Here is an 11,533-nt window from a genome sequence, read left to right as displayed (position 1 = left end):
CTATTTAACGATTACTCATCTTCTGGTGGGAAGACTTTGAGTAAAACCTTGACGGCTAGATAGAGGAAGGCCATGACTACAAAGATACCTCCCCAACCTAGTACAAGGATTTGAAATGCATGTGCAAAATTTTCATTCATGGGTATAACCTCCCTCTACATGCCAACAAAGTAACCTAGAATCAGGCCACCCGCAACGACCGAACCGATTTGTCCGGAAACATTGGCTGAAATTGAATAGTTTAAAACGAAATTCTGTGGATCTTCCTCTGTTGCCATCTTTTGAATAACCCGAGCAGACATAGGGAAAGCTGAGATCCCTGCTGCGCCGATCATTGGGTTGATCTTTTCTTTACGGAAAATATTGATCAGCTTACAGAAGAGGACGCCCCCAATCGAGTCCATGATGAAGGCAACCAAACCAAAGGCAATAATCATCAGGGTCTGCAAGTTGAGGAAGGCTTCTGCCGTCATGGTTGAGGCAATGGTAATCCCCAGTAAGATTGTAATCAAGTTGACCAATTCATTCTGAGCCGTGTCGGAGAGGCGGTCTAGGACCCCACACTCCCGCATCAGGTTACCGAACATTAAGAAACCAACTAGTGGTAAGGACGCTGGAGCAATCAAGCCAGCCACAATGGTAATAATAATCGGGAAGAAAATCTTAGTGGTCTGTGATACTCCTTCTGACCGGTATTTCATCCGGATCTGACGTTCTTTCTTCGTTGTCACCAATTTAATGGCTGGTGGTTGGATAATCGGCACCAGGGACATGTAAGAATAAGCAGCAACCGTAATGGGCCCTAAGAGTTCAGGGGCCAGCTGGTTGGAAACAAAGACGGAGGTTGGTCCATCTGCCGCACCAATAATCCCGATTGAAGCAGATTGTGGGAGGGTAAAGCCTGCTGCTAGAGCCACAAAGATGGTAAAGAAGATCCCAAACTGGGCTGCTGCCCCAAAGAAGAGCATGGACGGATTCTGCAGCAAGGGACCGAAGTCTATCATAGCGCCAATCCCGATAAAGATTAAGAGCGGGAAGAGTTCCGTAGCAATCCCAAAATTAAAGAGTTCATCTAAGACCCCGACTGGGCCCCCCGGTTGGGTAATCATCCCTGAGAAGGGAATATTTACTAAGATTGTCCCCAAACCCATGGGAATTAGAAGTGTTGGTTCATATTCTTTCTTGATCCCTAAGTAAATCAGCGTCACGCCGATCAGCATCATCACAATCTGCTGCCAGGTGATCGCCAGGAATCCCTGTAATAAAGCTTCCATAATCTGTCTCCCCTTCTATTCTATTCCACAGTGAACAAGGTGTCACCGACATCAACGGCTTGGCCTTCTTTAACCAAGATAGAGGTCACTTGGCCAGCCTTAGGCGCTACAATTTGGTTTTCCATCTTCATGGCATCCAGCACAACCACTGCTTGGGATTCAGCGACGCTGTCTCCTGGTTGAACTAAGACATTCAGGATAGTACCTGGCATTGGGGCAGTGACTTCTTCTCCGGCACCCGGTTGGCTTGCAGGTGCAGCTGCTGGAGCAGGCGCTGGCTCTTCAGCCGCTGGGGCTTCAGGGGCAGGCGCTGGACTAGCTGGTGCTGGATTGGCTGGCGCTTCAAAACCAGGGGTGAGTTCTTCCATTTCTACCATATATTCTTTATCGTTTAAACGGACACGGAATTTTCTTAACATAATAATTTCTCCTTTATTTTTGACTTTTATGAGATGCGTTCGATACGTTTGACACGGTAGTGGCTATCTTCCTGGTCATGGGCAAGCACACAAGCCGTCAGGATACCAGCTAATTCTTGGTCCAGATCGATGGCTTCGATGGACTTAATCCTAAAGACAGTATCAGACCGTGGCCCCGTTACACAAGCTGTAGCGATCGCAGCTAGGGTACGCGCTTCTTCAGGATCTAAGCCGCTCCGTTCAATCCAATCGTCAGCTGTCTTGACTGGGGCTGGCTCAGGGGCAGCCTGGCTTTCTGGCTCAGCGGGCTCAGTAGCTGGCTCATTACTTTGAAATAAATGCTGAATACGTGAAAATAATCCCATAAGCTCTCTCCTTTCTTATCACTTCTTGTTAACTTGATTATAACGAAAGTTTTCAAGGCATGTTGTTTTTTCGTTGTATTTAAACAGAAAGCTTTTGTGAACGTTATCATAAATGTTCTTTAGGTGTTTTATCCCTCTTTGCTATTGAAATAGCGCTTTCAATCCTTTATCATCTAAATTAAATTAAGTATTCTTCATATGAAGACTTGCCAAATGAAAAAGATATCATCTATAATGGTCTTTATGTGAACAAATGAGCAAAGGAGGTTTGTTGGTTTTTATTGTATAAAGAATACTGATCATAAGATCTAGGAGGAAATGATATGTTAACTGCCCTAAGTTATTTGATGATTATCGTCTTTATGTTTGTCATCATCAAAAAGAAAATGTCGCCCTTTACGGCTTTAATTGGTATCCCTTTAATTTTTGCTTTAATTGCAGCTGTAGCTGGTCTCTTCCCGGTTCCTAATCCGGAAGTTGAAGATGCCTTTATTAATAACCCGAGTCTCTTCGAACGAATTACATCCCTCGGGGAATTCGCTGTTGATGGTGTTGGTCAAACAGCCACGACAGGGATTATGTTACTCTTCGCTATCCTTTATTTCGCTATCATGCTGAATGCGGGGATGTTTGATCCGATTACGGAGAAGATGATCCGCTTTGCCAAAGGGGATCCTGTCAAAATCCTCTTTGCCACAGCCTTCATCTCCATGGTGGTTTCCCTCAACGGGGATGGGACGACAACAACTTTAATCGTATGTACGGCCTTCATCCCAATCTATAAGAAACTCAACCTGCGCATGATGAACCTGGCTGTTTTGATTATCCTAATGAATACTATTATGAACCTCTTACCCTGGGGTGGCCCAACGGCCCGGGCAATCTCTGTACTGAGCTTAAATGACCAAGAAGTAATCCGGGCCCTAGCCCCTGGTATGGTGGTTGCTGCTATCTATGTCCTCGCCCTATCCATCTTCTTGGGTATGCGTGAGCGTAAACGGGTCGGTATCCAAGAACTGACAGAAGAAGATATTCAATTGTTAACCGCGGCTAAGTCAGATGAAGAACAGGCGATGAAACGTCCTAAGCTCTTCTGGGTTAACCTCATTATGACGATCACCTTGATCTTCTTCCTGGTTTCTGGTTGGTTCCCAGCCCTCTTCCTCTTCTTAACCGGAACGGTGCTGGCCTTGATTATTAACTACCCTGACCTCAAACAACAAAAGAATCGGATCCAGGAAAATGCTGGGGACGCTGTCCAAGTTGTTATCCTAGTCTTTGCAGCAGGGATCTTCATGGGCCTCTTCACAGGTACCGGTATGGCTGATGCCCTAGCCCAAAGCCTCACGACGATTATCCCTGAAAGCTGGGGACGAGCATGGGGATTGATCACTGCCTTGCTATCAGCACCAGGCACTTTCTTCCTCTCCAACGATGCCTTCTACTACGGCGTACTGCCTGTCCTCTACCAAACTGGGACTCAATACGGTTATACCGCATTGGAAATTGGGGTGGCTTCCCTACTCGGTCAAGCCTTCCACTTACTCAGTCCACTGGTTGCCTTCATCTACCTGCTCTTCAACTTAACAGGAGTGGATATGGGCGAATGGCAAAAAGAATCCGGTAAATGGGCACTCGGTATCTTTATCATCTTTATCGCCGTTGCCGCGATTACTGGCGCAGCACCTATCATTAAATAGGCGTCCACTAAAGCTAAACACTCAAAAAGCGTGAAAAAATTTCACGCTTTTTTTGTGTCTTTTACTGAAAAAGCCCTTCTTTTTTGCCATCCTGTCTGATTCATGGTATATACTTAAGATGAGTCAAAATACATTAAAGGAGGACAAGACATGTCTGAAAGTCAAGAAGAACTCTCTTTTTTGGATAAAATTCTCGATGCCATTAAAGAAATTTTTGCTCCAATTCTTATCGGTCTAACAGCAGCAGGTATTCTCCAAGGGATTACCATCCTCTTGCATAGCTTTTCTTTAATCCAGGAAGGCAAAGCGGAGTATATTATCCTCAATTCGATTTCCAATGCTGTCTTTTATTTTCTTCCTATCCTACTCGCCCATTCTGCGGCCAAGGTCTTTGGTGCCAACCAAATCCTGGCCATGGCGACAGCGGCCTTCCTGCTCCATCCGGAAATCACCAGTGAACTGGCCAATTATGATGGGAGCGCTGACTTCTTTGGTATCCCCCTTCCCCCAGGTAACTATCCGAGCTCAGTGATTCCCATTATCCTGATCACCTTTGCCCAGGCCTATATTGAGAAGTTCTGGTACAAGGTCATTCCAGAAATCGTACGCGGGGTATTTGCTCCCGTCCTCGTCTTGCTGTCAACCTGTATACTCGGGATCTCGGTCTTGGGCCCGCTCGGAACAGTCCTAGGCGACGCTTTAGTGGCTCTGGTCGACTTCCTAAGCTCCAGAGCGGAATGGCTAGTCCCTGCCCTTCTAGGAGGCTTTGGCCTCTTCGTGGTCATGTTTGGAGCCCACTACGCCCTCTTCCCAGTCGTAACGCAGACCATTGCAGCAACCGGTACGGATACTTTCTTTAACCCCGGTATGCTAGCAGCCAACATGGCTTTGTCAGGAGCCGTCCTTGCTGTCTTCTTCAAGACCAAGCACTCTGGCTATAAGCAATACAACTTATCCGCCTGTGTAACAGCTGCTATGGGGGTTTCCCAGCCCGGACTCTACGGGGTAGCCATCCCCATCAAATCCGTCTTGATTGCTTCCATTCTCGGTGGCTTGGCAGGAGGCCTCTATGCTGGAATTAGCCAGGTTTATGCCTATGCCTTTGCCAACCCCGGTATCGCAGCCTTACCGATCTTTATCAGTCGAGACGGGGACATGTCCAACCTGGTCAATTGCTTGATTTCCATTGCGATTTCCTTTGGTGTGGCCTTTGCCCTCGTCTACTTCCGTCCCTTCAACGATTTACCTGAAGAAGACGTCAATGAGATTGTGGCTGACTAAGGCCTCATTTCCACCCGCATAAAGTTTAAAAGCAGGACCTAGCTCCCAATAGAGGAGATAGATCCTGCTTTTTATAGTTTATTTAAAGTCGCTTGAAGAGATGATTCGTGTCCCGTATTCACGACCGAATTCCGTATCGTGGGTAACAATCAGAACCGCCTGGCCAGAATCCGCGAGTTCTTGGATCAAGGCGCCCACTTGGTTGGCCGACTCCCGGTCCAAAGCTGAGGTTGGTTCGTCAAAACAAATCACATCTGGATTCAACATCAAGGCCCGGGCAATCGCCACCCGCTGTTTTTGGCCCCCAGACAGAGTTGAGGGTTTGACCTCTGCCTTATCGGACAAGCCAACCTTGGCTAGGAGGTCCAAGGCCTGGGCCTGGATGGCTTCAGGACTGGCTAGTTTTTGCGCTAAAGGCGCCTCCATCAAATTTTCCAGTACCGTAAAATTGGGAAATAATTGGAAGTCCTGGAAGACCATGCCGAGGTTATTCTGGTAGGCGCGTTGGTCGGCCTTACTTAAATAACGGGCGCCGCCTTCACTTGCTTGGCAGAGGTATTGGTCATTGATGCGGATACTGCCTTGGTCCGCTTTTTCTAAGTTATTAATGAGACGCATAAAGGTTGTCTTCCCAGTCCCTGACTTGCCGAGGAGGATAACAATCTCCCCTCCTTCAATTTGGCAGGTGAACTGGTCAATAATTTGGTTCTTGTTATAGGCCTTGGAGAGCCCTTCTACATATAAAGCCATCTTGTGCTCCTTTCTACTACCAGTCGATGCGGCCTTCGAGTCGTTTGAGGAAGAAGGTTACCACGGCTGTAAAGAGTAAGTAAATTGCCCCGCAGAGAAGATAAGGGGTCAGCGTCGCGTAGGTATTAGCGGCAATGGAACCTGCCCTTAAGAGTTCTCCCAGACCGATCACATAGACAAGAGAGGTATCCTTGACTAATGAAATCACTTCATTACCGACCGATGGCATGACGATCTTCATGACCTGGGGCAGGATAATCCGTCTAAAGCCTCGGACGTGGCCGATCCCTAGGACATTAATGCTTTCAAACTGGCCATCTGGCACAGAGGAAATCCCCCCGCGGAAGATTTCAGTAAAGTAAGCGGCATAGTTAATGACAAAGGCGAAAATAGCTGCAGTAAAGCGGTCTAAACTCAAGCCAATATAAGGTAAACCAAAGAAGAAAACCATCAATTGTAACATCAATGGACTGCCCCGCATCACAAAGACATAGGCCTCAATCAAAGCTTGCAACCACTTAGGCCCAAAGACCCTGAGAATAGCGATCAAGAAACCGATAGGGATACTGAGTACTAGGACAACAATAAAGATCAGGAAAGTCATCTTGAAGGCTGACAGTAAGGAAGGGAGAACTGTCATCACGAGAGAGTTCCCCCGGTCAGCCGTCTGGTCACCAGCGAACCACTTATCATAAATCTCATCGTAAGTGCCATTCTCTTTCAACGTTTGGATACTCTGGTCAATCGTTTCCTTTAACTGGGTATCTTCCTTGCGCAAGGCCACCGCCATGGGTTCGACATATTCCTCATTGACGAAGTATTTGTACTGGCCTTCTGGACGCTGCTGGAGGGTGTAGAGCCCATAGATGGTTCCAGTCGCAATGGCATCGATCCGTCCCGCATCTAAGTCGGCAAAGACTTCATTGTAAGACGGATAAAGCACAGGCTGGCCATCTAAGCGCTGGTAAAGATTATTGGGCCAGGTCTTCATTTCTTCCGCTGTGGTTGAGCCACTTTGGCTACCAACTTTCTTTCCAGCTAAGTCTTCCAGGTCATCGATGGGATCATCGGCACGGGTAATAATCATTTGCTTACTATCAATATAGGGTTCGGTCAGGAGGAATTGCTTCTCCCGCTCAGGGGTAATCCCAAAACCATTCCAAATCATATCGATATTCCCCGTATTCAACTCGGTCTCCTTCATCGACCAGTCAATGGGCTGAAAATCAATCGACCAGCCATTGAGCTCAGCCACTGCCCGAGCCAGGTCAATATCGAAACCGACTAAATTTCCCTCATTATCCCGAAAGCCCATCGGGGAGAAGGTATCATCCAATCCTATCACATAATGGTCTGCCTTGGCCTCCACAGGGCTTGAGAAGACAGTGAATAAGGGAATAATTAGAGCTAGCAGCCAAGCTAGACTGCTTAATTTTAGCATTTTTTTCATGGGACTCATCCTTTCTTTATTTGATCATAATAAAAACGTCCTTTAGTCAATCGCTAAAGGACGTGGAAGACGTGGTGCCACCTTTATTCGCTAGACATTCACATGCCTAGCCTCACTATGTCAGACGAACTGACACAAGGATTAACGCTCCCCCACGGCCAGCCATTTCCGACTGGCAATTCAAGGTTGTGCCATCTAGGGGACCCTGCTAGCTCTCAGCTTACCTAGCTCTCTGTGGAGGTCATTCTAGATTTCTTCCTATCACTATCATTGTTATCTATTAATAAAAAAATCCTTTCGTATGATACGAAAGGACGTCAATTACGTGGTTCCACCTTTATTCATAGCCTACTCACATAGACTATCTCAGCGTGTAAAATTTACACTTGATTAACGCTCAAACACGGGTAAGCTACCAGCTCATGGGTGTGTAGACATCAGACTTGGATTATTTCCAGCAAACATAATCTCTCTTGACAAGTCTCAGATGACCTCTTCCAATCATTGCTTTTATTTTTACTTAGTCCTATTATAACGAAGTCTAAAAAATTTGCAAGCCTTTTTTATTTATTAATCCAATCAGCAAATTTCTCCAAGCAATAATTCAAGATAAAAGCCATCAGCCCATTGAATAAGATGGAAGGTAGAAGATGCTGGAAGAGAAAGATCCCGTACTGGGGTTTTTCTAAATTGAAGATGGAAAAAATAAAATAAATCAAGTGGCCATAGCTCATATAGACAATCATGGTCCAAAACCAGACACTATAGAAATTAATGCGGAAGTGTTGGGCAAAATACCGGGTCGTAAAACAAATTAAAGGCATGATAAAGAGATTAACGCCCAATACCCGCGAGTAATACGTATCGAAAATAAAACCTAAAACGATAGCCGATATGTAAAGGAGGTTGACCCGTTCACAATAAATACTGAGAATAGTCAGCGCAATGATAGTCAGTGAGGAGGTCATCGAGTAATTGACCTCACCTAGATTTTTCAAGAGCATGACCTGAAGGGAGCCATCCAGTAATAAAATCAGAAATAAGAGAATGGGCAAGGCAAAGCGGCGACGGAAATAATTAGTCATTGCTTGAATCTTCATCTGAAGCCTCACCTTCTTCTTCCTCAGCAGCCTCCCTAGCTTGCTTAGCCTCTTCATCTTGAACAACAACGAAGACCTTGCGAATATCATCGAAGTCTGCAGCTGGCTTGACGCGAACCTTCTGAGAGAGTCCAAATTCGTCCATCTTGGCGTCAACCACTTCACCAATGATAATCCCTTCAGGTGAGACGCCGCCCAGGCCCGAGGTCGTTACCATATCCCCTTTGTTGATTTTAGCATCTTGGGCGACCTGACTGAGGATGAGTTCCTGTTCTTTGCGGTCAAACTCTTTGATAACCCCATGGACGATCTGGTCCTTAATTTGGATACTTGCAGCTACTTCCATCGACTTATTAGCTGTTGAAGTTAATAATTGAACTTTAGAGCTCGTCGGATTGACTTCCACAATTCGGCCAATCAAACCGCTAGCACTCATCACCGACATGTCCGTTGTCAGACCATTATTCGAGCCCAAGTCAATGGTAATATAATCCACCCAGAAGTCAGGAGAACGCGCAATCACATTCCCTCCGATCACTTTCTTATCCACTAGGGTGGGTTTAATTTCTAAGAGATCATTGAGTTCTTTATTTTCAGCTTTTAAGCTTTCATTTTGCACCTTTAAGTCTTGGAGGACACCAATTTGTTTTTTCAAGGATTGATTTTCTTCATAGGTATTTTTTAGGGAACTTATCGAATCCCCAAAGTTCATAACGAAATTGCCTGGCGACGATACGGCTCTGCCGACGACAGCTGTTAAGTCATTCATCCAGGAAATAGGCTTAGGGGTTTCATGACTACCAAAGACCGAGAAAAATATTAAACTCAGGGAGGTCATGATACTCACAAGCAGCACTATCAATTTTCTTTTTTTCAAAAACTGCCGCAAACTTATCTTTCCCTTCAATTCAATCAAATTTTGTATGCTATTACATTACATAATTATAGCTAACTTTAGGCTAACAATCAATAAAGCAAGAGAAATCCCAATTAAAAAAATAAAGGTTGGGAGATCTCCCAACCTTTAACAATGACCCGTACGGGATTCGAACCCGTGTTACCGCCGTGAAAGGGCGGTGTCTTAACCGCTTGACCAACGGGCCAGTTTTAGCATGTAATGGTCCAAGACAGAGTCGAACTGCCGACACCTTGAGCTTCAATCAAGTGCTCTACCAACTGAGCTATTGGACCTCAAAATAAAAACGGTCCGGACGGGATTTGAACCCGCGATCTCCTGCGTGACAGGCAGGCATGTTAACCCCTACACCACCGGACCAAGTATATATATGCTCGCAATTGCGGAGGCAGGACTCGAACCTGCGACCTCCGGGTTATGAGCCCGACGAGCTGCCAACTGCTCTACTCCGCGATATTAGTAAAAGGAGGATAAGGGATTCGAACCCTTGCGTGGTTTGACCCACCTGACGGTTTTCAAGACCGTTCCCTTCAGCCGGACTTGGGTAATCCTCCATATATATCAAAGTTAAGCAATGACCCGTACGGGATTCGAACCCGTGTTACCGCCGTGAAAGGGCGGTGTCTTAACCGCTTGACCAACGGGCCTAAGTTAATAACACAAAACGGAGAATAAGGGATTCGAACCCTTGCGCGGCGATAAGCCGCCTAACGATTTAGCAAACCGTCCTCTTCAGCCTCTTGAGTAATTCTCCATATTAAGTTGTAATGGGCCTGAATGGATTCGAACCATCGACCTCACCCTTATCAGGGGTGCGCTCTAACCAACTGAGCTACAGGCCCATATAAAGCGGGTGACGAGAATCGAACTCGCGACAACAGCTTGGAAGGCTGTGGTTTTACCACTAAACTACACCCGCATTGATAAAAAAATTACGGTCCCGACGGGAATTGAACCCGCGATCTCCTGCGTGACAGGCAGGCGTGATAACCCCTACACCACGGGACCATTAAATTTAAATTGCGGAGGCAGGACTCGAACCTGCGACCTCCGGGTTATGAGCCCGACGAGCTGCCAACTGCTCTACTCCGCGATATTATTAGTAAAAGGAGGATAAGGGATTCGAACCCTTGCGTGGTTTGACCCACCTGACGGTTTTCAAGACCGTTCCCTTCAGCCGGACTTGGGTAATCCTCCATATTTTTTAAAAGGTATGGACCTTGTAGGACTCGAACCTACGACCCGACGGTTATGAGCCGTCTGCTCTCACCAACTGAGCTAAAGGTCCAAGTCGTTTAAAATAATAGCGGCGAAGGGGATCGAACCCATGACCTCCCGGGTATGAACCGGACGCTCTAGCCAGCTGAGCTACACCGCCAATATAAAATTTCAATGGAGAATAGCGGAATCGAACCGCTGACCTCCTGCGTGCAAAGCAGGCGCTCTCCCAGCTGAGCTAATCCCCCATCTATCGGGAAAACAGGATTCGAACCTGCGACCCCTTGGTCCCAAACCAAGTGCTCTACCAAGCTGAGCTATTTCCCGGATGCACCCAGCAGGATTCGAACCTGCAACCGCCTGATTCGTAGTCAGGTACTCTATCCAGTTGAGCCATGGGTGCCTATAAAAATGTAATGCCGAGGACCGGAATCGAACCGGTACGGTGTGTAACCACCGCAGGATTTTAAGTCCTGTGCGTCTGCCAGTTCCGCCACCCCGGCGCGGATTACCATGTCTGGCAAAAGCGGAATACGAGATTCGAACTCGCGACCCCCACCTTGGCAAGGTGGTGTTCTACCACTGAACTAATTCCGCATATGCCGGCTAAAGGACTTGAACCCTCGACCCTCTGATTACAAATCAGATGCTCTACCAACTGAGCTAAGCCGGCTCATTAACTTAATGCGGGTGAAGGGACTTGAACCCCCACGCCTTGCGGCGCCAGATCCTAAATCTGGTGCGTCTGCCGATTCCGCCACACCCGCATATAGATGATCCGTGGGAGGCTCGAACTCCCGACCCTCTGATTAAAAGTCAGATGCTCTACCGACTGAGCTAACGAATCATAAGTTATGGAGAATGAGGGGATCGAACCCCCGACATCCTGCTTGTAAGGCAGACGCTCTCCCAGCTGAGCTAATTCTCCAGATATTGCACGGCAGCGTCCTAGTCTCACAGGGGGCAACCCCCAACTACATTCGGCGCTAAGAAGCTTAACTGCTGTGTTCGGCATGGGAACAGGTGTGACCTTCTTGCCATTACCACCGCACAATTTTTT

At 46.8% G+C, this 11,533-nt stretch carries 10 protein-coding genes, 23 tRNA genes, 1 rRNA gene and 1 pseudogene; 2 read left to right on the top strand and 33 right to left on the bottom strand.

From position 1 onward, the window contains the following. Positions 1-11 precede the first annotated feature (11 nt). Genes F6I03_RS09900 through F6I03_RS00155 form a run of 4 tightly spaced genes read right to left on the bottom strand, consistent with a single transcriptional unit; the run spans position 12 to position 2,058 of the window. The gene (locus F6I03_RS09900) at positions 12-140 is read right to left on the bottom strand and encodes an OadG-related small transporter subunit (RefSeq protein ID WP_371325720.1); all 129 of its coding nucleotides are present in this window, start codon (positions 138-140) and stop codon (positions 12-14) included. Between the two features lie 15 nt (positions 141-155). After that, positions 156-1,274 carry a sodium ion-translocating decarboxylase subunit beta gene (locus tag F6I03_RS00165; protein ID WP_070430381.1) on the bottom strand — a complete coding sequence of 373 codons (1,119 nt, stop codon included), beginning with the start codon at positions 1,272-1,274 and terminating at the stop codon, positions 156-158. 20 nt (positions 1,275-1,294) lie between these two features. Continuing rightward, the gene (locus tag F6I03_RS00160) at positions 1,295-1,693 is read right to left on the bottom strand and encodes a biotin/lipoyl-containing protein (RefSeq protein ID WP_070430380.1); all 399 of its coding nucleotides are present in this window, start codon (positions 1,691-1,693) and stop codon (positions 1,295-1,297) included. 26 nt (positions 1,694-1,719) lie between these two features. Then, positions 1,720-2,058 carry a hypothetical protein gene (locus tag F6I03_RS00155; RefSeq protein ID WP_070430379.1) on the bottom strand — a complete coding sequence of 113 codons (339 nt, stop codon included), beginning with the start codon at positions 2,056-2,058 and terminating at the stop codon, positions 1,720-1,722. Positions 2,059-2,381: 323 nt separating this feature from the next. On the opposite strand from F6I03_RS00155, the gene F6I03_RS00150 reads away from it, so the two are divergent. Next, complete coding sequence (locus F6I03_RS00150; protein ID WP_070430378.1) at positions 2,382-3,758, top strand: CitMHS family transporter; 1,377 nt, start codon at positions 2,382-2,384, stop codon at positions 3,756-3,758. A gap of 150 nt (positions 3,759-3,908) precedes the next feature. Next, positions 3,909-5,039, top strand: a complete 1,131-nt coding sequence (locus F6I03_RS00145; RefSeq protein ID WP_070430377.1) for a PTS transporter subunit EIIC — start codon at positions 3,909-3,911, stop codon at positions 5,037-5,039. A 78-nt stretch (positions 5,040-5,117) separates the two neighbouring features. Here the strand turns inward: F6I03_RS00145 and F6I03_RS00140 are convergent, their stop codons facing one another. From F6I03_RS00140 to rrf, 29 genes and pseudogenes are all read right to left on the bottom strand, one after another. Continuing rightward, entirely contained in the window at positions 5,118-5,789 is a 672-nt protein-coding gene (locus F6I03_RS00140) for an amino acid ABC transporter ATP-binding protein (protein WP_070626274.1), read from the bottom strand. A gap of 16 nt (positions 5,790-5,805) precedes the next feature. Then, the gene (locus tag F6I03_RS09805; RefSeq protein WP_070430408.1) at positions 5,806-6,429 is read right to left on the bottom strand and encodes an amino acid ABC transporter permease; all 624 of its coding nucleotides are present in this window, start codon (positions 6,427-6,429) and stop codon (positions 5,806-5,808) included. A 48-nt stretch (positions 6,430-6,477) separates the two neighbouring features. Continuing rightward, a pseudogene (locus F6I03_RS09800) lies at positions 6,478-7,230 on the bottom strand (amino acid ABC transporter substrate-binding protein); the annotation flags it as partial. A 572-nt stretch (positions 7,231-7,802) separates the two neighbouring features. Next, entirely contained in the window at positions 7,803-8,339 is a 537-nt protein-coding gene (gene mreD / locus F6I03_RS00130; RefSeq protein ID WP_070430375.1) for a rod shape-determining protein MreD, read from the bottom strand. After that, complete coding sequence (gene mreC / locus F6I03_RS00125; protein ID WP_224788476.1) at positions 8,317-9,216, bottom strand: rod shape-determining protein MreC; 900 nt, start codon at positions 9,214-9,216, stop codon at positions 8,317-8,319. Before mreC ends, mreD begins: the two co-directional genes overlap by 23 nt. Before the next feature lie 154 nt (positions 9,217-9,370). Continuing rightward, positions 9,371-9,442, bottom strand: a tRNA-Glu gene (locus F6I03_RS00120). Between the two features lie 15 nt (positions 9,443-9,457). Continuing rightward, a tRNA-Phe gene (locus tag F6I03_RS00115) sits at positions 9,458-9,530 on the bottom strand. A 12-nt stretch (positions 9,531-9,542) separates the two neighbouring features. Next, positions 9,543-9,615, bottom strand: a tRNA-Asp gene (locus F6I03_RS00110). A gap of 20 nt (positions 9,616-9,635) precedes the next feature. After that, a tRNA-Met gene (locus F6I03_RS00105) sits at positions 9,636-9,708 on the bottom strand. A gap of 11 nt (positions 9,709-9,719) precedes the next feature. Further along, positions 9,720-9,809 (bottom strand) — tRNA-Ser (locus F6I03_RS00100). 21 nt (positions 9,810-9,830) lie between these two features. After that, positions 9,831-9,902 (bottom strand) — tRNA-Glu (locus tag F6I03_RS00095). 18 nt (positions 9,903-9,920) lie between these two features. Next, positions 9,921-10,009, bottom strand: a tRNA-Ser gene (locus F6I03_RS00090). Positions 10,010-10,023: 14 nt separating this feature from the next. After that, positions 10,024-10,097, bottom strand: a tRNA-Ile gene (locus tag F6I03_RS00085). 6 nt (positions 10,098-10,103) lie between these two features. Next, positions 10,104-10,174: transfer RNA gene (locus F6I03_RS00080), tRNA-Gly, on the bottom strand. A gap of 16 nt (positions 10,175-10,190) precedes the next feature. Then, positions 10,191-10,263: transfer RNA gene (locus F6I03_RS00075), tRNA-Asp, on the bottom strand. A gap of 12 nt (positions 10,264-10,275) precedes the next feature. After that, positions 10,276-10,348 (bottom strand) — tRNA-Met (locus F6I03_RS00070). 14 nt (positions 10,349-10,362) lie between these two features. After that, positions 10,363-10,452 (bottom strand) — tRNA-Ser (locus tag F6I03_RS00065). A 17-nt stretch (positions 10,453-10,469) separates the two neighbouring features. Beyond that, a tRNA-Ile gene (locus F6I03_RS00060) sits at positions 10,470-10,543 on the bottom strand. 16 nt (positions 10,544-10,559) lie between these two features. Then, a tRNA-Met gene (locus F6I03_RS00055) sits at positions 10,560-10,633 on the bottom strand. Between the two features lie 15 nt (positions 10,634-10,648). Next, positions 10,649-10,721: transfer RNA gene (locus tag F6I03_RS00050), tRNA-Ala, on the bottom strand. A 5-nt stretch (positions 10,722-10,726) separates the two neighbouring features. After that, a tRNA-Pro gene (locus F6I03_RS00045) sits at positions 10,727-10,800 on the bottom strand. Positions 10,801-10,802: 2 nt separating this feature from the next. Continuing rightward, positions 10,803-10,876 (bottom strand) — tRNA-Arg (locus tag F6I03_RS00040). 14 nt (positions 10,877-10,890) lie between these two features. Continuing rightward, a tRNA-Leu gene (locus tag F6I03_RS00035) sits at positions 10,891-10,976 on the bottom strand. A gap of 22 nt (positions 10,977-10,998) precedes the next feature. Beyond that, a tRNA-Gly gene (locus tag F6I03_RS00030) sits at positions 10,999-11,070 on the bottom strand. A gap of 3 nt (positions 11,071-11,073) precedes the next feature. Beyond that, a tRNA-Thr gene (locus F6I03_RS00025) sits at positions 11,074-11,146 on the bottom strand. A gap of 12 nt (positions 11,147-11,158) precedes the next feature. Further along, positions 11,159-11,240: transfer RNA gene (locus F6I03_RS00020), tRNA-Leu, on the bottom strand. Between the two features lie 7 nt (positions 11,241-11,247). Next, positions 11,248-11,320 (bottom strand) — tRNA-Lys (locus F6I03_RS00015). Positions 11,321-11,328: 8 nt separating this feature from the next. Continuing rightward, a tRNA-Val gene (locus F6I03_RS00010) sits at positions 11,329-11,401 on the bottom strand. A 7-nt stretch (positions 11,402-11,408) separates the two neighbouring features. Beyond that, positions 11,409-11,524: ribosomal RNA gene (gene rrf, locus F6I03_RS00005) — 5S ribosomal RNA — on the bottom strand. Positions 11,525-11,533 lie beyond the last annotated feature (9 nt).

Source organism: Aerococcus sanguinicola, from assembly GCF_008726925.1.
In the GTDB taxonomy this organism is placed as follows: domain Bacteria; phylum Bacillota; class Bacilli; order Lactobacillales; family Aerococcaceae; genus Aerococcus.
Note: the sequence above shows the minus strand (reverse complement) of the source record. Positions and strands in the feature narration are given on the sequence as shown.